This window comes from Micromonospora sp. NPDC049044 (genome assembly GCF_040649215.1).
Lineage (GTDB): Bacteria > Actinomycetota > Actinomycetes > Mycobacteriales > Micromonosporaceae > Micromonospora.
In genome coordinates this window covers 54,300-76,991 of sequence record NZ_JBEZFA010000002.1, presented here as the reverse complement: position 1 = coordinate 76,991, position 22,692 = coordinate 54,300, and the positions used below count along the sequence as shown (strand labels likewise).

At 70.4% G+C, this 22,692-nt stretch carries 11 protein-coding genes; 4 read left to right on the top strand and 7 right to left on the bottom strand.

Annotated features, from left to right (window positions below):
• Window positions 1-16 precede the first annotated feature (16 nt).
• Window positions 17-2,263 carry a lantibiotic dehydratase gene (locus AB0B85_RS01925; RefSeq protein ID WP_357402518.1) on the top strand — a complete coding sequence of 749 codons (2,247 nt, stop codon included), beginning with the start codon at window positions 17-19 and terminating at the stop codon, window positions 2,261-2,263.
• A complete protein-coding gene (locus AB0B85_RS01920; protein ID WP_357402516.1) occupies window positions 2,260-4,575 on the top strand; it encodes a lantibiotic dehydratase in 2,316 nt (771 codons plus the stop codon). The genes AB0B85_RS01925 and AB0B85_RS01920 overlap by 4 nt, the downstream gene beginning before the upstream one ends.
• A gap of 49 nt (window positions 4,576-4,624) precedes the next feature.
• On the opposite strand, the gene AB0B85_RS01915 is transcribed toward AB0B85_RS01920, so the two are convergent.
• The 7 genes from AB0B85_RS01915 to AB0B85_RS01885 are packed head-to-tail and all read right to left on the bottom strand — an operon-like array spanning window position 4,625 to window position 15,963.
• Complete coding sequence (locus tag AB0B85_RS01915; RefSeq protein WP_357402514.1) at window positions 4,625-6,121, bottom strand: AMP-binding protein; 1,497 nt, start codon at window positions 6,119-6,121, stop codon at window positions 4,625-4,627.
• Window positions 6,122-6,126: 5 nt separating this feature from the next.
• Window positions 6,127-7,050, bottom strand: a complete 924-nt coding sequence (locus AB0B85_RS01910; protein WP_357402512.1) for an LLM class flavin-dependent oxidoreductase — start codon at window positions 7,048-7,050, stop codon at window positions 6,127-6,129.
• 24 nt (window positions 7,051-7,074) lie between these two features.
• On the bottom strand, window positions 7,075-7,896 hold the full coding sequence (locus AB0B85_RS01905; RefSeq protein ID WP_357402510.1) for an ABC transporter permease: 822 nt from the start codon (window positions 7,894-7,896) through the stop codon (window positions 7,075-7,077).
• The gene (locus tag AB0B85_RS01900; protein ID WP_357402850.1) at window positions 7,893-8,708 is read right to left on the bottom strand and encodes an ABC transporter permease; all 816 of its coding nucleotides are present in this window, start codon (window positions 8,706-8,708) and stop codon (window positions 7,893-7,895) included. Before AB0B85_RS01900 ends, AB0B85_RS01905 begins: the two co-directional genes overlap by 4 nt.
• A 4-nt stretch (window positions 8,709-8,712) precedes the next feature.
• Window positions 8,713-9,774, bottom strand: coding sequence for an ABC transporter ATP-binding protein (locus tag AB0B85_RS01895; RefSeq protein ID WP_357402508.1), 1,062 nt, complete (start codon window positions 9,772-9,774; stop codon window positions 8,713-8,715).
• Window positions 9,755-10,522, bottom strand: a complete 768-nt coding sequence (locus tag AB0B85_RS01890; RefSeq protein ID WP_357402506.1) for a thioesterase domain-containing protein — start codon at window positions 10,520-10,522, stop codon at window positions 9,755-9,757. The genes AB0B85_RS01895 and AB0B85_RS01890 overlap by 20 nt, the downstream gene beginning before the upstream one ends.
• Complete coding sequence (locus AB0B85_RS01885) at window positions 10,519-15,963, bottom strand: SDR family oxidoreductase (RefSeq protein WP_357402504.1); 5,445 nt, start codon at window positions 15,961-15,963, stop codon at window positions 10,519-10,521. Before AB0B85_RS01885 ends, AB0B85_RS01890 begins: the two co-directional genes overlap by 4 nt.
• 224 nt (window positions 15,964-16,187) lie before the next feature.
• Here AB0B85_RS01885 and AB0B85_RS01880 point away from each other — a divergent pair, with 224 nt between their 5' ends.
• Both AB0B85_RS01880 and AB0B85_RS01875 read left to right on the top strand, forming a co-directional pair.
• Complete coding sequence (locus AB0B85_RS01880) at window positions 16,188-21,638, top strand: type I polyketide synthase (protein WP_357402502.1); 5,451 nt, start codon at window positions 16,188-16,190, stop codon at window positions 21,636-21,638.
• Window positions 21,638-22,681, top strand: coding sequence for a LuxR C-terminal-related transcriptional regulator (locus AB0B85_RS01875; RefSeq protein WP_357402500.1), 1,044 nt, complete (start codon window positions 21,638-21,640; stop codon window positions 22,679-22,681). The genes AB0B85_RS01880 and AB0B85_RS01875 overlap by 1 nt, the downstream gene beginning before the upstream one ends.
• Window positions 22,682-22,692: the final 11 nt, after the last annotated feature.

The window sequence follows — 22,692 nt, the reverse complement described above, 5'->3', positions numbered from 1 at the left end:
CGGAGAGGACGCTCCGATGGCTGGAGACGAACGGATTCCACTGGGCAGCAGTGGATTTCTCGTGTGGCCGCAATTCGTGCTGCGAAGCACGGGGTTTCCCTTCGCTGACCTGACCGCCGCGGTGAGCGAGGAGGAGGTCACCGACTGGTCCTCCGCGCGGTCGGCCACCGCCCCCCGAGCCGTCGGACTCGCCGCATCGGAACCGATCCGCACCGCGCTGCTGTGGCAGAACCCGGGTGTGCTCGCCCTCTCCGTCGACTTTCTGCGAAGGCGCGCCGCCGACGCTCCGCGCAACCAGCGGTGCCGGGCGAGCGAGCGCACAGTGACCAAGTATCTCCAGCGTTACTACACCCGCAACGAGTCGGTCGGCTTCTTCGGCCCTGTCGTGTGGGGTACGACGGGATCCGGTCCGGACCGCATCGCGGTGGTGGCGGAGACACCCCTCGTGCGCCGGTCCCAGGTCTACGTGGAGGACTGGGCGCTGGATGCGGTTGGCCGAGCCTTCGCGGCGGACCCGGAGATCGCCGCGCAACTACCTCCCGCCCTGGCGCCGGCGGTCAGCCGTACGGGCCGCGCGTTGAGCCGGCCGGAGGGCGGTCTCGTCCGTCTGGGCCAGCTCGAGCTGGAGGTCGTCAAGCGGGTGGACGGCGTCCGGACAGGTGCGATGATCGCCGTCGACCTGGGCATACCGGAAGACGACGTCGAGGACGTACTCAACGCGCTGTCCGCGCAGGGGCTGGTCACCCGCACCTTCGACGTTCCGCACGAGCTGCGCGCCGAACGAGCTGTCGAAGCGGAACTGCGTTGCCTCGCGCCGGGGCCGGCCGTGCGGCGGGCCCTGGCCACGCTCGGCGAGATCGAGGCCGCACGGTCCGAGGTCGCCAGGGCGCAGACCTCCACCGACCTCGCCGCCGCGTTCGCCAAGTTCGACGATCTCTTCACGTCGACCGCCGGCACGTCCGCCACGCGCAACGGTGACGACTCGAAGATCGGTCGCCGTCCGCTCGTCGCGCAGGCCGAGCGGAACGTTTCGGTCACGCTCGGGACCCGGCTGATAGACGACCTCGCCGGTCCGCTCGAACACGTACTGGCCGGCGCACGGTGGCTCGCCCGACGTGCGGGCGAAGAGTTCGAGATACTCGCCCGCTCGATGTACGGGGACCTGGCAACCCTGTTCGCGGCGGGTGCCGTGCCGCTCGACGCGCTGTGCGCCAGGCTCGTTCCAGCCACCCAACAACCAGACTGGCTGGATCCACTCACCGTGGAGTTCCAACGGCGCTGGGTCGATGTGCTGCGTCCGGACTTCACCGCCACGTCTACCGTTCGGAGCGCTGCGGAGCTGGCCGACGGCGTACAGCGGGCGTTCGGGGGACCCGCTCCGGCATTCTTCGCCGGTCGCCACCACAGTCCCGATGTCATGATCGCGTCGAGCGGTCCCGAGGCGATCAATGCGGGCGACTATGTCGCTGTTCTCGGCGAAGTGCACGCCGCGATGGTCACCGTGGACGGTCAATCGTTCCTCGACTTCGCTTCTGACGCCGATCTCGTGCCACGACTGATCTCCCGTGGCAGCCTCGACGGCCAGCCACGGTTCGTTCCGCTGCACGGTCGTTGGGCGAGCACCCCAACCAGTGGGTGGGACCACCCGCCGCCGGACGCCCACGTGCCGGGCTACACCTACCTCTCCTTCGGCACCCGGATCGGAGAGCGAAAGATGCCGGATCCGGTGCCGGCCTCGGCGGTCACCGTCGTCGACGACAACGCCGCGCTGGTGGCCCAACTGCCCAACGGTGCGCGGCATCCGATCCAGAACGTGCTCGGCGAATACATCTCCTACGCGCTGGCCAACCGGCTCCGGATGCTGCCACCTCGGCCGCACACCCCACGGGTCGTGATCGACCGTCTGGTGGTGGCCCGTGAGTCCTGGCGGCTCCGCGACGACATCGCGCCGCTGGCCCGGCTCTCCGAACCGGACGGCTACGCCGCCCTGCGGCGGGTGGCCGCCGAGTACGGCATCCCGCGGCACAGCTACTGGCGGATCGGCAGCGGTGTCAAGCCGGTCTACCTCGACCTGCACAGCCCTCTGCTCGCGGCGGTCCTGCAGCGCGAGATCCGTCGGCGTCTCGACGACGGGGACGAGGTCACCTTCACCGAGATGCTGCCGGGGCCCGGCCAGCTGTGGTTGCCGGACGCGCAGGGCCGTCGGTACACCAGCGAGTTGCGGCTCGTGGTGGCCGACACGACCCTGCCGGAGGCGTCATGACGGGCTCGGACTGGCCGTTGAGCGTGCAACTCGCCGGGTCCTTGTGGATGTGGCGGGATGTCGCGGTCCGGGGTGCCGGATCTCCCGTCGACGACCTGCTCCGTCTGGGGCAGCCGAAACTGGCCGAGGATGCCGACGCCGACGCCGACGGCTTCCGGGTCACGTACGACACGGCGGTCGCGCACAGTTGTGCGGTGCTGGCCGAGATCGTCGACAGCGACCCCTTCCGGGCCGCGCTGCTGTGGCAGAACCGCAAGCTCGTCGGCTGGGTGCTGGAGCCGTGGCTCACCGGGCACCGCGCGGGCGCGCCGCGGAACAAGAGCCAGCGTCAGCACGAGGTCGCCCTCACCAAGTACGCGCAGCGCTACCACGCCAAGAACGAGTCGATCGGCTTCTTCGGGCCGGTGGGCTGGGCGCGGTGGGCCGACGACGAGCGCTCGGCGTTCGCGGTCCGGGGTCGGCACGGCGAGATCGTCGAGCGCCGGGTCCAGTTCGAGCACTGGGCGGTGCAGGCGATCGCCGACCGGTTCTCGGCCGACCCGCTGCTGCGGCCGTACCTCACGCCGGTCCTCGCCCCGACCGTCCGGGTCGCGGACGGAAAGGTCTGGTCGGCGGTGCGGGGCTGGTTCGAGATGCCCCGCCCACGGCTCGACGTGCTGGCGCTGTGCGACGGCACGCGAACGGTCGCCGAGATCACTGACCGGCTGCTGGCCGCCGGGGTTCCCGGCGTCTCGGGACACGACGACGTGCAGCGGGTGCTGTCCGGGCTGGAACGAGCCGGGCAGGTGAGTGTCGGGATGGCGGTGCCACCGACCTGTCACCCGGACCGGTACCTGCGGCGGCGACTCGAGGCAATTCCGGACGCCGGGCTCCGGCAACGAGCGCTTGACCTGCTGGACGGTGTGTCGGCGGCGGCCGAGCGGGTGCGCGCGGCGGCCGGTGATCCGGTGGCACTCGACAGCGCGTTCCGTGAGCTGGCCGGCGCCTTCGCCCCGGCGAGCGGACGTGCGCCGGAGCGGCCGGCGGACGACACGCACGCCACCGGCCGGGCCGTCCTCGTCGAGGACTGCCGCAGCGCTGTCGACATCGACCTGCCGCTGGGCATGCGCGACGACCTCGCCGCGCCGCTCGACCTCGTCCTCACCTCGGCCCGGTGGATGGTGGACCGGGTCGCGACCCGCTACCTCGCGATCCTCGGCGACATCCACCGGACGATGGCGCGCGGCGCTGACCGGGTCGGCCTCGCCGCTGTCTGTTACGAGTTCTGGCCGCGCTGCGCCGCCGACGTGGTGGAGCAGGAGATGGCCCCCGACATGGCCGAGCTGCGCCGGCACTGGGCAGAGATCATCGCGGTGCCCGACGGTGTGTCGCGTCATCGGGCGGCGGCCGTCGACATCGCCGCCGCCGTGCGGCAACGGTTCGCCGCGCCGCCCGCGCAGTGGCTGTCCGGCCGGTTCCACTGCCCCGACGTGATGATCGCCGCCTCCGACGTCGAGGCGGTGTCCCGTGGCGAGTACGAATGGGTGCTCGGCGAGTTGCACTCCGGGCAGAACAGCCTCAACCAGGGCGTGTTCATGTTGTCGCACCCTGATCCCGCGCGGGCGCGGGCGATGGCCACCGAGGACGCCCGTCGGGTGCCCGGTCTCGTTCCGATCTTCCCGGCGAGCTGGCCGATGGTCAGCGGGCGGTCCTACCCGCCGCCCTACCTGGCCAGTGACGCCTACGAGTACCTGCGCTTCGCCGCGGAGCCGCCCCGTGACGGGGTGCCGGCGGGGGTGCCGATCTCGGCCCTCAGCCTGGTCCGGGATCGACACGACGACCTCTGGGTGGAGGCCGAGGACGGCCGGTTCTGGCATCCGCTGGCGGTGCTCGGCGACTTCCTGTTGGACGGCGTCGGGCAGCTCTTCCACCCGTTCGCGGCGGCCGCGCACCGCCCCCGCATAGCGATCGACCGACTGGTGGTCAGCCGCGAGCAGTGGACCGTCCCGGTCGCCGAGGTGAGCTGGGCGGGGCTGCGTGACGAAGCCGACCGCTACCGGGCCGTCCGGCGCTGGGCGGATGCGCTCGGGCTGCCCCGCTACGTCTTCGTCCGGGTGGCCGGGCAGGCGAAGCCGTACTACGTCGACCTGACCAGCCCACTGCTGATCTCGATGATCGCGGCGTCGGTGCGTGCGGCGGCCCGCACCGCACCGGACTCGGCCGTCACCGTCACCGAGATGTACCCCGGCCCGGACGAGGTCTGGCTGCCGTCCGGCGACGCGGGCGAGCGCTGCACCAGCGAACTGCGGATCGCCGTTGTCGACCGTGGCTGATCCGGGCGGCGCCCGGCCGGCCCGCGTCGGCGCCGACCGACCGGGGACGCTAAGCCGGGTTCGCGGTGAGCAGGTCGCGGCAGGCCAACCGGTCGGTCTTGCCGCGGTCGTTGAGGGGCAGGAGGTCCACCCGCAGGTACCGCTTCGGGATCAGCGCGAGCGGTAGGTGCGGCCGGAGTCGGCCGCGCAGCTCGCGGGCGGCCACCTCCGGGCCGGTGTAGACGGCGGCGAGTTCCCGCCCGCCCGCGACGTCGACGAGTACCACCACCGCGTCGGTCACGCCGGCCCAGGTGCGCATCGCATGCTCGATCTCGGGCAGCTCCACGCGTTGGCCGAAGACTTTCACCTGATGGTCGATCCGGCCCAGGTGGACGAACTGCCCGTCGTGCCGGCCGACCCGGTCGCCGGTGCGGTACCAGGCGTCCGGGCCGGGCACCCCGTCGGTGGTGGTCGGCGACGGCACGAAACGCCCCACGTTGTCCGCCGGGTCCAGATATCCCCCGAACCGCTGCGGCCCGCGCACCTGCAACTCACCGGTCTCCGGGTCGACCCGGTGCTCGAGGTGGGGGTAGATGGCCCCGATCGGAATCGTGCCGTTGACGGTCTGCGGCCAGGCCGCCCGCTCGGCCGGTAGCCGGTAGGCGGCCACGGTCACGGTCAACTCGGTAGGTCCGTAGACGTTCTCGAGCGTGCTGTGCGGTGCCGCGTCCATCCACTGGGCCGCCTGGTCAAGGGTGATCTGTTCACCGCAGAACAGGCTCCAGCGCAGCTCCGGCATGCATCCGGCGGGCAGCAACCCCGCCGCGTACCCGGTGGAGATCATCGACGGCACCGAGTACCAGTGGGTGATCCGGTGCCGGTTCACGAACGCGGCCGGGTCGAAGAGGTCCTGTTGGGACGGGGACACGAGCGTCGCGCCGGCCCCCCAGGCGACGAACATGTCGAACACCGACGGGTCGAACGTCAGGTGGAAGGTCGCGGACAGCCGCGATCCCGGCCCCACGTCGTAGCGTGCGATGTTGTAGCTGACGAACTCGTCGAGGTTGCGGTGCCGGATGGGTACGCCCTTGGGCACGCCGGTCGAGCCGGAGGTGAACAGCAGGTAGGCCAGGTCGTCCGGGGTGCCGTCGAGGTGGTCGACATCGTCCGGACCGGCGTCGGTGGCACAGAATCCGGCGACCGACTGCGCACCGATCCGGACGACCGGGACGGCGCCGGCGAACGACGCGTCCTGGTCGCGGTCGACAACCACCACGTCGAGCCCCGCGGCCCGGGTGAGCTGTGCCAGCCGCTCGGGCGGGTTGGCATCGTTCATCGGTACGGCGACGCCGCCGCTGCGCAATGCTGCCAGATATCCCCCGTAGGCCGCGGCCGAGCGGGACGCGAGTAGGCCCACCCGGGGGCGCTCGGCCACCTGCCGCAGCCGGTGGCCGATGCCGCGCGACACCGCGTCCAGGTCCGCGTAGGTGTAGTCGGCGGAGCCCACGACGAGCGCGATCGCGTCCGGGGTCTTGCGGACGCTGTCGAGGAACCAGTGGTGCAGCATCGGGCTCAGCTGGGCTTCGGCCCGTAGGCGGCGAGCACGTCCTCGGCGAACTCCTCGTAGGTGGCGCCGAGCGGCGAGGGGATCGGTGTGCAACCGGCGTCGCGGAACTCGGCCATGCGTTCGCGGATGTGCTCCTCGGAGCCGATGAGGCAGAGCTGTTCCGGTTCGATGGTGCCGTGCGCCTCCAGGACGTAGCGGTAATAGGGGATCAGCCGGTACGCCTTGACGGTCTGACAGAACTGTTCGAACGTGCTCTTCGCATGGGTTTTTCCCGTGTACGTCGGCAGGATGGTGATGACTTTGAACTCGTCGGGGTCCTTGCCGACCTCGGCACAGACCCGCTCGACCATGGGTGTGATGTGTTCACGCACGAACCGGTGACTGCACAGCCACAGCACGATGCCATCGCACTCGGTGACCGCCAGCCGGATCATCTGCGGTCGCAACGCGGCCAGATAGAGCGGTACGGGGTGGCGGAAGCCGAGGTAGTTCGCGTGGGCGGTGAAGTACTTGCCTTCGAACATGACGGAGCCCTGGTGCATCATGCCCTTGACGATCTTCAGGTACTCCCGCATCACCGCGATCGGTGGCCCCTGCTGGCAACCCAGGACGTACTCGTTGACGAACTGGTGGCTGAAGCCCAGGCCGAGCATGAACCGGCCACCGGAGAAGTCGGCGAGGGTGAGCGCGGCCTGGGCGGTGGTCACCGGGTTTCGGGTGTAGACCGGTAGCACCGAGGTGCCGACCGCGGCGGACGGCGCATGGTGCAGGTAGTTGGCCGCGACGATTGTCGAATCCCGCTGGTCGGGCTGCTGCTCGATCCAGATCTGGTCAACGCCCAGTTCCTCGGCGATCCGCGCCCGGCCGGTCTGCTCGTCGGCGGGCCCGGACCGGGCCGAGAGCACCACGGGCCGTTGTGCGTGTTTCATCGGTATCTCGTTCCCCTCGTCGGATCAGAACTGTGCGAGAGAGCCGGTGACGCGTAGTCGCCGTTCGGTGCGGATGAATACGCGCCGGCCCACGAGCAGCCAGCCGGTCGAGGTCAGTACCAGCGCGATGACCTCCACCGGCAGCGGTACCAACGGGAGCGTATTCATCGTCAGATGACGGGTCAGGTCCAAGCCCCAGGTGCCCGGCAACAGGTAGGTCGGCCAACGGCTGACGCCGGGCAGCAGGGTGAGCGGGAACGACACCCCGGAGAAGAGCATGGCCACCATCGCGGTCACCTCGACCAGGGCCTCCGCCCGCCGCATCGCGAGCAGCGCCGCCGCGACCAGGTAGCCGAACCCGCAGTTGCCGACGATCATGACGGCGAGGACGGGTAGTGACAGCAACGATCCGAGGGCGGACAACGACGCACCCAATCCGATCACCGCGAACGCCAGCAGCACCAGACTGGCCGCCGAGGCGAACATGGATCCGGTCAGCACAGCGCCGACCACGTACGCCTCGCGGGGGGCGGGCGAGCACCAGGAGTGCTCGATCACCCCGGTGGACCGGTCGGCGTCGAGCGTCGAGAAGACACTGGTGACCGCTCCGACCAGCAGTGAGGCGGAGAGCACGCCGAGCCCGATCCAGCCGGCCAGGTCGGTCGTCCCGGTCATCCGGGACAGCCCCAGGGAGGTGCCACCCACCGTGAACGTCGCACCGAGCAGCAGCGTTGGCAGGGCGAGTCGGTAGAGCGGGGTGAACAGCACGAGATTGACCATGCTGATGGGGTAGCGGCGCTGGACCTGCCACTCCCGCACCACGACAGCGACGGCTTCGCGGATCAAAACTGCCCCAATCGGCCGGTCCGGCGCACGCTGATCATGGTCAGCCGGAACATCACCATGGCGACAGTGCCGATCACCAGGGCGAACAACAGCAGGACGAGTGCCCGCCGCCACAACTCGGCGATGCCACCGTGGTTGAGCACCGCGAACCGCAGCGCGTCGAGCACGTGTGTGATCGGGATGGCCTCGCTGACCGGACGCACCCACTCGGGCAGTACCGCGACGGGATAGGTGATCCCGCAGAGGATGCCCACCAGACCGCGGACGGAGGAGTTCACTCCGGCGGAGTCCCGTATCCGCATGACGGAAACCCCGACCACAGCGCCCAGCGCGAACAGCACCGGGACCGACGCGAGCACCACCAGCACGCCACCCACGATCTGGCCGGCGTCCAGCGGAACGCCGAAGGCGAAGCGCATCATGAGTCCGACCGCCGTGAACACCAGCGCGGCGGGGAACAGTTGGGTGGCGGCCGGCCCGAACAGCAGCGTGAAACCGGAGACCGGGGTGAGCACGAGGCTCTCCAACGAGCCCTGCATCCGCTCCTTGCGCAGCGCCGAGCCCGGACCCCAGACCACCTCGGTCATCCACATGTAAACGGCCCAGCCGAGGTAGATGAAGCCGGCGACGCTGGAGGTGCCGGACCGTTGGGCGAAGGCGTCGGCAGCGTTCGGGTCGCCGCCCTCGAAGCCCGCCGCCTGCGCCCAGTAGGCGATCGGCATGAGGACCGTCTCGGCGAGCAGCAGCAGGAAGTTGCTCCTGTACCGCATCATCACCTGCCACTCCTTGCGAGCGGTGGCGGTGAACGCGATGACGTCAGCTCGGATCCGGTTCAGCGGAGAGCCTCCTCCCGGTGAGGGCGAGGAACACGTCCTTGAGGCTCACCGGCTCGTTCTCCAGCCGCAGCACGGTGACCCCGTGCCGGAGCGCGGCGGAGATGAACGTCGGGATGAGTTCGTCGCCGAGGTCGCCGCGCAGGGTCAGGGTGTAGCCGTCCTGGCCCTCCGACTCGACAGTGGTGGTGGCGGCACCGGCCAGATCGAGCACCAGGTTGTCCACGTCCGCACTGGAGCGCGCGATGATCCGGGCGTGCGCGATGGTGGTGACCCCGACCGATCGCTTGAGCTGCGCCGACGTGCCCTCACCGACGAGCTTGCCGCCATCGATGATGCCGAGCCGGTCGGAGAGCGAGTCGGCCTCGGCCATGTCGTGCGTGGTGAGCAGGATCGTGTGGCCCATGTCCTTCAACGCGACGATGCGCTCGTGCATGTTCTGGCTGGCATGAGGGTCGAGGCCGCTTGACGGTTCGTCGAGCAGGAGCACCTGCGGGTGGTTCAGCAGGGCCCGGGCCATCACCAGGCGTTGACGCATGCCGGTGGACCAGGTCTCGATGTGGTCGTCGGCCCGGTCCGCGAGCTCCATCTGGTCGAGCACCTCGATGATGCGCCGCTGCGACCGGCGCCGGGAGTGACCGTGCAGGGCCGCGAAGTACTCCAGGTTCTGCCTGGCGGTCAGCTTCCAGTAGACGCTGCGTTCACCGCCCAGGGCGACGCCCAACATCGCCCGGATCTCCCGCTCGTGGGTGCGGGTGTCGAGCCCACCGACCCGGACCTGACCGGAGGTCGGCTCGAGCAGCGTGGCGATCATGCGGATCGTCGTCGACTTGCCCGCGCCGTTCGGGCCGAGCAGGCCGTACACCTGGCCCGCGTCGATCGTCAGGTTGACGTGGTCGACCGAGGCGATCGGGGAGCCGTCGGTGGCGCGCCGTTTCGGATAGAACTTGGTGAGGTCCACGAGTTCCACAGCGGGCACCGTGGGTGCCCGACTGCTCAGCGCCGGTGCCTGCCGGCCACCGACGTCAGTACTCGCTGAGGGCACGGCGCACCACCTCAAGGATCCGTTGCTGGCCGGCGGCCTCCGGGAAGTGCCCACCCGGCACGGTGTGGGATTCGGTCCGGCGCCGGCTGATCACTCGCCAGTCCGGCAGGAGATGCACCGGAACGTCCACGTCCTCAAGGCCGCCCAGCGCGGTGACCGGGCAGTCGAGCGCCGGGTCGTCAGGCCACGGGTAGGTCTCGACCAGCTGCAGGTCGGCCCGGGCGGTGTTGATCATCGACTTGGTGAGATCCGGGTAGCGCAGCACCTCCATGGGCATCCGCCCGTATCCGACCAGGCGGTCGAGTAACCGGTCGTCGGGGAGCAGGTGGATCGGGAAGTCCGGATCCGGGTGCTGGGGCGGTCGGCACGCGCTGACGAACAGGTGCCGGGGAGGCGGCTGTCCGTGCGCCACGGCGTGCCGGGCGAACGCGTACGCCATGACCGAGCCGGCGCTGTGCCCGAACACCGCGTACGGCCGGTCGCGTAGTTGCGGCAGGACGACATCGGAGAGTGCCTTGACCATCCCGCCAAGGTCGGTCAGGAGCGGTTCGTTGTACCGCGTCTCCCGTCCCGGCAACTGGACCGGCCAGACCTCGATGCCCCGGCTGGCGAGCTTTGTCGTCCAGTCTCGGAAGCTGGAAGCCGATCCACCCGCGTGCGGGATGCAGAGCAGCACCAGCCGGACCCCGGGTACCGGCTGCGCGTACTGGATCCAGGGAGCGAGCGACGCGGTGTCGGTCTCGTTCACGCGGCGCTCCCCAGGAAACCCGCAAGGGACCGGACCGTGGGATGGTCGAACAGGATGGCGATGGGCAGCTCCACCCCGAGCGTGTCCCGCATCCGCGACGCCAGCTGCACCGCGACCAGCGAGTTCCCGCCGAGTTCGAGGAAGGCGTCGTCGATGCCGATCTGCGCGATCCCGAGCGCGGCACCCCACAGGTCCGCCAGCTTGCGCTGTAGGTCCGTCTCGGGCCCGACGTAATCGGTCTCGACGAGTCGGTCCTGCGCCGCGGACGTGCCGGTGAGCCGGGCACCGACCAGCTCGCGCTGGACCAGGTCCATGGTGATCGCCTGCGTGCGGCGCAGATTGCGGTGGATGCCCTCGGGCACCACGAGCAGGTGCGGCGCCGGGCGCCAGTGCAGGATTCGGCGCAGCACATCGCGGCCCAGTTCCGGGGTGATGCTCACATCCTGAACTGTCTGCGCGTGCGGTGCCGCCGCCACGGGGACGTCCGCCCCCTGCACCGCCGCGCGGATCGCGGCCGGATCGACCCGACGCTCGGCGTACTCGTCGATTCGCGCGATCTCCTGGCCGTCGTCGTGCATGAGGATCGTGGTCATTCGGTCGATCTCGGCCCCGGGTTCACCGAGATGGCGGATGTGCACCCAGAAGCGTGGCGGTAACGGCTCGTGCGCCCGGATGCGGCCGTAGCCCAACGGCAGGTAGTTCTCCCCGGCCTGCAACCGGTCCTCGGCGTAGTTCGCCTCGGCGACCGCGGTGTCCAGCAGCGCCGGGTGCAGGCGCAACTGCCCGCACTCGGGCCAGTACTGCTCGGCCATCTCCACCCGGGAAAGCTCCTCGCGGTCACCCACCGAGGTGCCCTTGATGTTGCCGGCCCAGCGCGGGCCATGGTCGATCATGCCGCCCGCGGACCGCAGCTCCTCGGCCGTCACTGTGAACCGGGAACAACGGGACCTGATCGCCTCGAGATCGTGCACCGGCACCTGCTCGGCCTGGTACGGGCGGGCCTGGCAGCGCAGTCGCTCGGTCCGGACCGGACCGTCCGGGCCCGTGGTGGCCGCGGTGACCACGACATCATGTCCCGCGCCGTCCGGGCGCAGCTCGATGCGGATCTCGGTGGGTTCGGTGACCCCTACCGGGCCGAGGAAGATGACGTCACGGATCTCCGGAACGCCGCCGACGCCCTCGCGGTACGCGCCGTCGACCATCTCGAGCAGGCCGGTCCCGACGACGACCTCCCGGTCGCCCAACCGGTGTTCGCTGGCGATCCAGTGGCTGCCCGGCGTGAGCGTCGTACTGAACGCGACCACCTCGCCGGGGGCGAGGATGCGACGATCCAGCAGGGGATGGGCGGCGGGCTCCGAGCGGGCACCGGTCTGCAACTCACGGAACGCCTGCGGTGCGGCGGCCTCGGAGTCGGCGGACATGCCGGACTCGGTCCACTGGGTCCAGCCGATGGAGTAGACGGGCCGGTCACGCTGTGCGGCCCATCGGGCGAAGGCGTCGAGGAAGTTGTTCGCCGCGCAGTAGTCGACCTGCCCGAAGGTCCCGGTCGCGGCGGTCAACGAGGAGTACACGACGAAGAAGTCGACCTCGTCACCGAGCTGCCGGTACAGGTTCAAGGTCCCGTTCACCTTGGGGGCGAGCACGGCGGCCGCGTCGGCGTCGGTCCGTACCGCCATCATCGCGCCGCCGGCCACACCGGCGGAGTGGAACACCCCACGGATCCGGCCGTACCTCTCGTGCACCCTCGCCACCGCCGCCGCGAGCGAGGCGTCGTCGACGACGTCGCAGCGCAGCGGCACCACGGTGATGCCGCGCTCCTCCACCGCGCGCAGACGGGACAACGTGGTGCGCAGCTGCGCGCCGGTCTCCGGGCTGGCGATGAGGGCCGGCCAATCCGCCCGGTCCGGCACGGGGGAGCGGCCGAGCAGTACGACGGTGTGCGCGCTGCCGTCGGCCAGCTCCGCAACGGTGATCAGCCCGAGTGCGCCGAGGCCCCCAGTGATCACGTACACCCCGCCGGCATCCTGAGCGCGCGGCGGCGTGTCCATCGGCTCCATCTGGTAGTCCAGGCGCCAGCGCTTGCGACCGCGCCAGCCGACCTGCGCCTGCGGGCTCGGGGTGGCGATCTCGGTGCTCAGTTGGCGGGCGAGCGCGGCGGCCGGCAGCTCCGAGGGCAGCGCGATGTCCACGCTGCGGGCGGTGACCTCGACGACCTCGCGCTGCATCAACAGGACCGGGCCGAGCAGCAGTGCCTTGGCCGGCTCCAGCCGTTCCGCGCCGGAGATCTCCTGCATGTTGCTGGAGAGGACGTGGACCCGGGCGGGGGTGCCGAGGATTGCCAGTTGTTGGCCCAGATGCAGCAGATCGGAGAAGCCGTCGCGCTGGCCCGCACCGATCGCGTCCACGCCGATGGTGTCCGGCGCCGGCTCGGTGAGGTTCAGCGCGTGGACCACGTCCACGGGCGGATCGCTGGAGAGGGCCGTGAACAGTTCGCTCATGTCCCCGGCGTCCCCCGGCCGCAGCTGGAACTCCCGGTCGCCGACCCGGTTGAAGGTCCCGCCCGGGCGCGCGACGGTTACCACCGCGCCGGCGCGGGTGAGGTTCGCGGTGAGCGCCGCGACCACGGGGTGGCCGCTGTCGAAGACCAGGACGTGCCGGCCGGTGAGATCACTCGGCGGCTCCGAGTGCGGCGCCTCGCGCCAGATCGGGACGAAGGAGCAGCGGTCGGCGGGCAGCGGCCAGCCGGCCTCCTCCTCGGGTCCCGCCTGCGCCGCTGGCAGCGCCGGGTCCGGCTCCACGAAGTACGGCTGCCGCTCGAACCGGTACCCCGGCAGCGGCACCCGGCGGCCGGTGCTCCACAGTGCCCAGTCGACGTCGCCGCCACGGCACCAGATCCCCGCCAACGCCTCGGCGAACACCCTGTCGTCCGGCACGTTGCGCAACGGATGACGTGTCGTGGCGACCATCGGGACCGCCCTGCGCGCCACCGACTGACGGGCGAGCCGGGACAGGGTGTCGCCCGGTCCCACCTCCACCAGCAACGTGTCGTCGTCGGCGGCGACTGTGGTGATGCCGTCCGCGAACATCACCGTCGAGCGCAGGTGCCGGGCCCAGTAGGCCGGATCTGTCGCCTCCGCGTCGGTGATCCAGGTGCCGGTCACGTTCGACACGAACGGCACCTGCGGCGCCGACCGGGGCACCCCGGCGACGACAGCTGTGAACTCCTCGAGACACGGCTCCATCAGCTGGGTGTGGAAGGCGTGCGAGGTGACCAACGCGGTGTAGGCGATGTGGTTGGCGTCGAGCGTCTCGCGACTCTTGGCCACCGCCTCGACCGTCCCGGCGACGACTGTGGCGCGCGGGCCGTTGACTGCCGCCACCTCCACGTCGCCGGACAGGAACTGCCCGATGACGAAGGCTGGACCGTCCACCGCGAGCATCGCACCGGGTGCCATCGCCTGCATCAGGCGTCCCCGCGCGGCCACCACGGCCAGGGCGTCGGCCAGCGTGAACACCCCGGCGAGGCAGGCCGCGACGTACTCGCCGACGGAGTGGCCGATCATCCGTGCCGGCGTGATCCCGGCGGCACCGAGCAGTGTCGCCAACGCATACTCCACGGCGAACAGCGCGGGTTGGCTGTACCGGGTCTCGCGCAGTCGCGTCGCCGCGGCCTCGACGTCGGTCGCCGAGCAGAACAACAGCTCACGGAGGTCGACGTCGTCGAGGTGCGGGAGCAGCAGAGTCGCGCACTCGTCCAACGCGGCCCGGTACGCCGGCTCGGTGTCGTACAGGTCGCGGGTCATGTTGGGGTACTGGGTGCCCTGGCCCGGAAACATCATCGCGATCCGGCGCGGCACCGCCTTTCCCTTGATGTGCCGGCTCGGCGTGGTGAGGGCTTCGCTGGCGTCCACGGCTCCGGACGCCGCAACGGCCACGCGGTGCGGGAACGCGGTCCGCCCGACCTGCGCGGTGTACGCGACGTCGCCCAGTTCGTACCCACCGGCCGGGCCGGCGAGTGCGGCGCCGAGCGCCCGGGCGCCCGCCTCGCAGGCGGCAGCGGTCTTGGCGGACACCGGCACGGTGTGCCAGCGGCGGGAGGCAGGACCCGGCCGGGGGCGGTTCGCGCTGGCCGGCGGCTCCTCGACGATGACGTGGACGTTGGTGCCGCCGATGCCGAACGAGCTCACCCCCGCGCGGCGCGGTGTCTCGCCCTGCGGCCACGGCGTCAGCTCGGACACCACGTAGAACGGGCTGTTCTCAAGGTCGAGGTTGGGGTTGGGACGGGAGAAGTTGATGGTGGGTGGGATGGCACCGTGGCGCATCGCGAGGCAGACCTTGATGAGCCCGGCCATGCCGGAGGCCGGCCCGAGGTGGCCGATGTTTCCCTTCACCGAGCCGATCGGGATCGTCCCGACCCCGCTGGCGCCGGCCGCCCGGTACGCCCGGGTCAACCCGGCCACCTCGATCGGGTCGCCGACCAGGGTGCCGGTCGCGTGCGCCTCGACGAAACCGATGCTGTCCGGGTGCACCTCGGCGACCGCCAGGGCCTCGACGACGAGCTGCGCCTGACCCTCGACGCCCGGGGCGGTGAAGCCGGCCCGGTTGCCACCGTCGTTGTTGACCGCGGAACCGCGCAACACCGCGTGGACGTGGTCGCCATCGTTTATCGCGTCGGTGAGCCGTTTGAGCGCGACGACGCCGACGCCGGTGCTGAACATGGTGCCGGAGGCGTCCGCGTCGAACGGTCGGATGTGTCCGTCGCGGGTGTAGATGCTTCCCTCGACCCACATCTGGCCGGCCCGGTACGGCAGCTCCACCTCCACCCCGCCGGCCAGGGCGTAGTCGCACTCCCCGTTGCGTAACATCTGGCTCGCCGTGTGGATCGCGAGCAGGGCCGTCGAACAGGCGGTCTGCACGTTGATGCTGGGCCCCTGGAAGCCCAGCCGGTACGACACGGTGGTGGCCAGGTAGTCGGAGCGGTTGCCGACATCGATGGCCATCGTGCCGACTGTGGTGTTGAGCGCCGAGTTCCTCTTGACGTGGTGTTCGCCGTAGCCGTTGTGCGCGGTGCCGCCGACCACGCCGACGAGCCCGTCGATGCGGGTCGGGTCGTACCCGCTGTCCTCGATGGCCGCGTGGCACATTTCCAGGAACCAGCGGTTCTGCGGGTCGGCCACTTCGGCCTCGCGCGGGGTGTATCCGAAGAACCGGGCGTCGAAGCCCTCCATGTCGTCCATGAGGTACGCGGCATTGACGTAGTGCGGATGCCGGTACTCCCGCGCGGAGACTCCGCTGGCAGCGAGTTCCTCGTCGGTCAGCCAGGTGACCGACCCGACGCCCTTTGCGAGATTCTCCCAATATTCGTCAGGTGAGTTAGCACCGGGGAACCGGCACGCCATACCGACAATCGCGATGTGGTCGTCGTTGGCAACGTCCGACATGCCTGCTCCCTCGCACGCCCATTAGAACGGCCCGAGCCTAAACTGATCCACTCCTGCGATGGGTAGTCCTACTTGGCTGTCCATCGAACGCACCATCCACGTCTAGCAGCGGTAGATCGCATGGCCGGTATTACCCGGCGGGGCACGAGTCACCAAAAACGGATGTACCCGCGTCGACAGGGTTCGGCTTAGTCTCGCTCCGACCCGCGAGAGGAGCCGTGCCGGTGAGCGCAGCAGAGGATGTCTCCACGACGAATGGCCGACGCATTGCGATCGTCGGAATGGCCGGCCGTTTTCCAGGTGCAGACGACATCGACGAATTTTGGACGAACCTGGTCAACGGCGTGGAATCTCTCACCGAGATCAGCGAGGACCAGCTCCGTGCCGCCGGTGTCTCCGATTCGGTCATCGCCAACCCGAACTACGTGCGACTCGCACCGTTGCTGGATGACATCGCGACCTTCGACGCGCGCTACTTCGGGTACCACACACGCGAGGCTCAGGTGGCCGATCCCCAGCAGCGGGTCTTTCTCGAGGTCTGCCACACCGCCCTGCAGCACGCCGGGTACGACCCGGCCCGCCACCCGTCGATCGGTGTGTTCGGCGGTGGCGCCCCGAACACGTACAGCAACGAGTACGTCTACGAGGACCCGTCCGTACGGGCCACGGTCGGCGATCTGACCATCGAGATCAACAATGCCTCCGACTACATCGCCACCCGCGTCGCCTACGCACTCGGCCTGACCGGCCCGGCCGTGTCGGTGACCACCGCCTGTTCCACCGCTCTGGTCGCTGTGCACATGGCCTGCAAGGCGCTGGCCGACGACGAGTGCGCGATGGCGGTGGCGGGCGGGGTCAACATCCGGGTCCCGAACCAACGCGGGCACATGTGGGCGGAGAACAGCATCTACTCGCGCGACGGGCACATCCGTGCCTTCGACGCGGACGCCTCCGGGACCAACTTCGGCCACGGGGCCGGCGTCCTCGTGCTCAAGCGGTACGAGGAGGCGGTCGCCGACGGCGACACCGTGTACGCGACGATCATCGGTTCCGCCATCAACAACGACGGCGCCCGTCGAGCCAGCTTCAGCGCTCCCGGTGTGGACGGCCAGACCGCTGTCGTCCGGCGGGCGCTGCACGCCGCCAACGTCCCGCCGGACTCGATCGGCTACATCGAGGCGCACGGCACCGGCACCGCGCTCGGTGACCCCATCGAGGTGGCCGCACTCTCGGCGGCGTACCGGCAGGCCGGCGCCGTCGGCGCCCAGCAGATCCCGATCGGTAGCGTGAAGACCAACATCGGGCACCTGGGCGCGGCCGCTGGCGCACCGGCCCTGATCAAGACGGTGCTGGCCATGCAGCACGGCAAGTTACCCGCGACGCTGCACTACCAGCGGCCGAATCCGCAGATCAACTTTGCGGAGACGCCGTTCCACGTGGTTCGCAAACAGCGCAGCTGGCCGCGCGTCGACGGCCCGAAGCGGGCCGGAGTCAGCTCGTTCGGCATCGGCGGGACCAACGCCCACGTCATTCTCGAGGAGGCCGAGGCGCTGCCGCCGACCGACGAGGGTCGCACCTGGCAGGTGCTCCCGCTCTCGGCCAAGACGCCGGCCGCACTGACGACGATGGGCGCCGAGCTGGCGGGTTACCTCAAGGACCATCCAGAGAAGTCACTCGCCGATGTCGCGTACACGCTGCAGGTGGGGCGGCCGGAGCTGGGCCATCGGGCGGCGACGGTCTGTAGCGATGTGGACAGCGCGGTGGTCGGCCTCGCCGTGGGCGAGAGCAGCACTGTGAAACCGAAGCAGCCGACTCCGGTTGCCTTCCTCTTCCCGGGACAGGGCGCCCAGTTCGTCGACATGGCCGAGGAGGCCTACCGGACCGAGCGGGTGGTCCGCGACACCATCGACGAGTGCGCGGAACTCCTCGTGCCCCACCTCGGTCTCGATCTGCGCGACGTGCTGTTCAGCGCTCGTGCCGCCGGTGCTGAGCAGGAGTTGGCCGAGCGGTTGCGGCAGACCAGCATCACCCAGCCCGCCCTCTTCGTGATCGAGTACGCACTCGCGCGGCTGTGGATGAGCTGGGGTGTCGAACCGGTGGCGATGGTCGGCCACTCCATCGGCGAGTACGTGGCCGCCTGCCTCGCCGGGGTGTTCCCCCTTCCGGTCGCCCTGGAGCTGGTCGCCACCCGCGGTCGGCTGATCCAGTCGATGCCGGCCGGTGCGATGCTCGCGCTGCCGCTGGCCGAGCGGGACATCGAGCCGGTGCTGACGGACGAGATCAGCCTCGCCGCGGTCAACGCGCCCCAGGCAACCGTCGTCGGCGGGCCGACCGAGGCCATCGCGGCCCTGCACGACCTGCTCACCCGGACCGGCGTCCAGGGCACCATGCTGCGCACCTCGCACGCCTTCCACTCGGCCATGCTCGACCCGATCGTCGGGCAGATGCGGGCGGCTGCGGCCGATGCCGGGCTACAGCCGCCGACCCGCCGCTTCATCTCCACCCTGACCGGCACCTGGATCACCGACGAGCAGGCCACCGATCCCGGCTACTGGGCCGACCACCTGCGCCAGCCGGTGCGCTTCGCGCAGGCCTGCCAGACCGCGGCGGAGACCGGCGCGGTGCTGCTCGAGGTCGGACCGGGCCGCAGCCTCACCCAGCTCGCCAGGCAAACGGTCGCGAAGTCCACAGCCACGATCCCCTCCCTCGGGCGGGTCGGCGGCAACCAGCCGGACGGGCAGAGCCTGGCGCAGGCGCTCGGGCAGCTCTGGGCGGCTGGCGCCACGATCGACTGGGCCGCGCTGCACGCCGGCGAGCGCCGCCGCCGGGTCGCGCTACCGACGTACCCGTACGAGCGGACCCGCTACTGGATCGACAGCGTCGACCGCACTCTCGACAAGGCGGAGCAGGTCGAGGCGGAACCGCCGGCCGAAGGGGAGGACATCACCATCGTGCCCGCCTGGCGGCAGGCCCGTCTGGCGTCGCAGCCGGCCCGGTCGCCGGGCGGCCCGTGGCTGGTCTTCACCACCGGCAGTGGCATCGTCGAGAAGGTCGCCGACCGCCTGGCCACCCGGGGCGAGACGGTCGTCCGGGTCGTGGCCGGCGACGGCTTCGCCGACCTCGGTGACGGTCGCTTCCAGATCCGCGTCGCGCACCGCGGCGACTACGACGAGCTGTGCGCGGCGATGGAGGTCGGCGGCGGGCGGCCGGCGTCGGTGCTGCACGGCTGGACTGCGCACGCGGCGACCGGTGCGGCTCTCGACCAGAGCGAGGTCGACCTCGTCCGCGATGCGGGCTACTACAGCCTGCTCTACCTGTCGCAGGCGATGGTCACCCGTTGGCCGGGCCACGAGGTACGGCTGCGCATCGCCACGACGGGCTCGGCCGACGTCTCCGGCACCGAGCGGATCGAGCCGGCGAAGGCCCTGCTGTTGGGTCCCACCCGGGTGATCCCGATCGAGACCAACGAACTCGCGTGCCAGCTCATCGACCTGTCCGCGACCACCGGCGTCGAGACGCTGCTCGAGGAGGTGACGGCGCCGGTCGCCGACCGCGTGGTGGCGTACCGGGGAGACCGGCGCTGGATCGCCGGCTTCGAGCCCGCGAAGCTGCCCGAGGAGCCGGTGGCGGTCCCCTACCTGCTCCGCCGACGGGGTGTCTACCTGGTCACCGGTGGGCTCGGCGACATCGGTCTGCGGGTGGCGCAGGAGCTCGCCCGGACCGTGTCCGCCCGGCTCGTGCTCACCGCACGAACGAGGCTGCCGCAGCGCGACACCTGGGACGACTACCTCGCCGAGCACGGTGCCGACAAGATCAGCGCGGCCATCCGCGGTGTCCGCGAACTCGAGGCCCTCGGCGGTGAGGTGCTCACCGTCGCGGCCGACGTGCGTGACGAGGCAGCCATGCGCGTGGCCGTCGACGCGGCCCGGGACCGTTTCGGCCGCATCGACGGTGTCTTCCACGCCGCCGGGGTCGCCGGCGGTGGCCTCAGCTCGATGCGCAGCCGGGAGCAATCCGACGCCGTGCTGTCTCCGAAGGTGGACGGCACCCTCATCCTCGACCGGTTGCTCGGCGACGAGGTCGACCTGTTCGTGCTCTTCTCCTCGATCATCGCGGTCACCGGTGGGTACGGCCAGATCGACTACTGCGCCGGCAACGCGTTCATGGACGCCTACGCCCAGGCCAGAGCCGGCGGTCGGATGCACACGCTGACCGTGAACTGGTGCGGTTGGGAGGGCATCGGCATGCTCGCGGAGGAGTTGAAGGACACTCCCGCCGGGCCGCCGGAGCCGGCGGTACGGCTGGGTGAGGTGGTCCATCCGCTGCTGGGCCGGCGCGTACTCGACACCACCGACGTCATCTACTCCAACGCGATCGGACCGGACTTCCACTGGGTGCTCACCGACCACCAAATGTCGGGTCGCTCGGTCTTCCCCGGTACGTCGTACGTCGAGATGATCGTGGCGGCCTGCCGGGCCAGCACCGGGGCCGACTCGGTCGAGGTCCGGGACGTGATCTTCGGCCAGCCGATTCCCATCGACGGCCCACGCGAGCTGCGGGTCTCCGGCACTCCGCTCGGCTCGGGCGGTTACCAGTTCACCGTCTCCTCGCGCCGTTCGGAGGCCGGCGCCCAGTGGGAACGGCACGCCGACGCGAGCGCGGCGCCCATCGACGCGGGCGAGCCCGCCCGCGTCGACGTGCCGGCGATCATCGATCGCTGCGACGTCCTGCGCTGGAAGCCCGACCTCGACGGCCCGGACAACGTGGTGGTCTTCGGACCGCGCTGGCAGGGCGTCGAGGATGTACGGCTCGGTACGCAGGAGCAGATCGCCCGCCTCGAACTGCCCGCCGATGTCGACGACGACACCTCCGCCTACCAGCTGCACCCGGCACTGCTCGACGGCGCGACCGCCTGTTCGCTCTACGTGCCAGAGGCGGTGGGCGGTGAGAGCAGCATCCTGCCGATCGCCTACGACCGGATCGTCGTCCGGGGCCAACTGCCGCCGCGCTTTCACAGCCACGTGCGTAACCGCCGCTCGGCTGCGGCCACCAGCGGCATCCTGTCCTACGACGTGTCGCTGATCGATGACGACGGCCGCGAGTTGGTGAGCATCGAAGGCTTCTCGGTGCGTCTGATCGACATCGAAGCCGTGCACACCGGTCTCGACACCGGCGAGGCGACACCGGCCCGCCCGTCGTTGGGTCGGGAGGAACTGCTGATCGAGCCGGCACACGCCCTCGACCTGCTCTGGCGCATGCTCGACAGCCGGACGGAGCACCAGTACGTGGTGACTGTCGAGTCGATTCCCGCCAAGACGAAGCGGCTGGCCGGCATCGCGGCCCGCCTCGCCGCGATGATCTCCGCTGCCGGCAGCGGGCGGATCGCCAACGCCGCGGCTCGGGTGGTACCGGCGAACCGGCCCGATAGCCCGCCGCAGACACCCACCCAGGAGGCGCTGCTACCGCTGTGGGAGGACGCCTTCGCGGTCAGCAACCTCGGCCTCGACGAGGACTTCTTCGACCTCGGCGGCAATTCGCTGGTGGCGGTGCAACTGGCGGTGCGGATCCGGGAGCGGTTCGGGGTGAACGTACCGGGCGTCGCAGTGCTTGAGTACTCGACGGTGCGCGCCCTGGCGGACTTCATCGACTCCGAAGCCGCCGCCGGTCGGTCGTGATGACCAGACTCGCCGAATCACCAGACGTCGGTATCCAGGCCGAGTCGATGGCCGTCTACTCGTACACAGTGCGCCAGGGCGGCATCGCGGCCGACGAGCAGGACCAGGTCGGTGCCGAACTCGAGCTGTCACCCACCCTCCTGGCCAGGGCGCTGGCCGACCTGCTGACGCTGCGTCTGTTGCGGGAGGACCGCGAGGGTGGGCGGGTGCGGTACGTGCCGGTGAGCCCGGAGGTGGCGGCCGCATCGCTCATCGCCCCGATCGGCGACGAGATCCACCGCCGCCGGGCCGAGATCAGTCGCATCCGGGCTCAGCTCGACGAGTTCCGCCCCCAGTACGACCGGTTGCGGACGGGGGCGGCGGCGGGCGGCGGAATCGTGGCTCTGCACGATGCCAACGAGATGGCCGGGCACCTGCACCTCGCGCTACAGCGGTGTCGTCGCGACATCCTCGGCTTCCGTCCGGAGGGCTGGCTCGGACTGGATCGCGCCATCGAGCTTGCCCGCCAGGGTGTGTCCGTCCGGCTGCTGCTGTCCCACGTGCGCCGCTCCGACCTGCGCGTCCGGGCTCAGCTCAAGGATCTGGTCGCCGGTGGGGGTGAGATCCGTACGACCGGCCCACTGCCGCAGCAGCTGATCGTCTTCGACGACGAGGTGGCGTTCCTGTTGCACGACGAGTCGCCGGCCGGGCCGATCGGGGTGGTCATCCGGCATGCCGACACGGTCCGGTTGCTGCGCGACCTGGCCGAACCGACCTGGGACGCGGCGCAGGCCTACTCGCCGGTGGGAATCGGATACCACGATGCGGCCGACAGCATGCAACAGAGCATCGTCGAGCTCCTCGCCAACGGCTTCACGGACGAGGCGATCGCCCGACGTCTGGGCATCTCGGTCCGTACCTGCCGTCGGCACATCGCCGGCATGCTGGCGGATCTCGACGCGGTCAGCCGATTCCAGGCCGGTGTCATGGCGACCGCAGCCGGCATGATCGATCCGCGCCGGCTGCGCGTCACCACGCTGCCGATCTCCCGCGTCGCCGGCTGAGCCGTACGCCG